The organism is Streptomyces angustmyceticus (assembly GCF_040701845.1).
Lineage (GTDB): Bacteria > Actinomycetota > Actinomycetes > Streptomycetales > Streptomycetaceae > Streptomyces > Streptomyces angustmyceticus_A.
Map to the genome: position 1 here is coordinate 1 of NZ_JBFBHQ010000095.1, position 1,017 is coordinate 1,017.

The window sequence follows — 1,017 nt, forward strand, 5'->3', positions numbered from 1 at the left end:
GGTGACGCCACGCTGCTGGTGCACAAGGGCGTGGAGTACGAGAAGGCCGGCAAGGTGCCCGCGGTGGAGACGGCGGAGAGCGATGAGCACCGGGCGATCCTGGAGCTGCTGACCCGGACGCTGGGCGAGTCGCCGCGGAAGTGGACGAACCTGGCCTCCGAGATCCGTGGTGTGACGGAGGAGACCACCACCGGCGTGCACCGTCTGTACGAGATGCACCGGGACGGGGATCTGCTCTTCCCGGCGATCAACGTGAACGACGCGGTGACGAAGTCGAAGTTCGACAACAAGTACGGCTGCCGGCACTCCCTGATCGACGGCATCAACCGTGCCACCGATGTCCTGATCGGCGGCAAGACCGCGGTGGTGTGCGGTTACGGCGATGTCGGCAAGGGGTGTGCGGAGTCGCTGCGCGGCCAGGGCGCCCGTGTGATCATCACCGAGATCGACCCGATCTGTGCGCTGCAGGCGGCGATGGACGGTTACCAGGTGACCACGTTGGACGAGGTCGTCGAGACCGCGGACATCTTCGTCACCACGACGGGCAACAAGGACATCATCATGGCGTCGGACATGGCGCGGATGAAGCACCAGGCGATCGTGGGCAACATCGGTCACTTCGACAACGAGATCGACATGGCCGGTCTGGCGAACCTCGAGGGCATCGTCAAGGACGAGGTCAAGCCGCAGGTGCACACCTGGACCCACCCGGACGGCAAGGTCCTGATCGTGCTGTCCGAGGGCCGCCTGCTGAACCTGGGCAACGCCACCGGCCACCCCTCGTTCGTGATGTCCAACTCGTTCGCGGACCAGACGCTGGCCCAGATCGAGCTGTTCACCAAGCCCGAGGAGTACCCCACCGACGTCTACGTGCTGCCCAAGCACCTCGACGAGAAGGTCGCCCGCCTCCACCTCGACGCCCTGGGCGTCAAGCTCACCGAGCTGCGCCCGGAGCAGGCCGCCTACATCGGCGTCCAGGTCGAGGGCCCGTACAAGCCCGACCACTACCGCTACTGA

At 65.9% G+C, this 1,017-nt stretch carries 1 protein-coding gene; it reads left to right on the top strand.

Going from position 1 to position 1,017, the window contains the following annotated elements:
- The coding region (locus AB0411_RS38045; RefSeq protein ID WP_366421771.1) for an adenosylhomocysteinase at window positions 1-1,017 on the top strand (1,017 nt) is incomplete at its 5' end.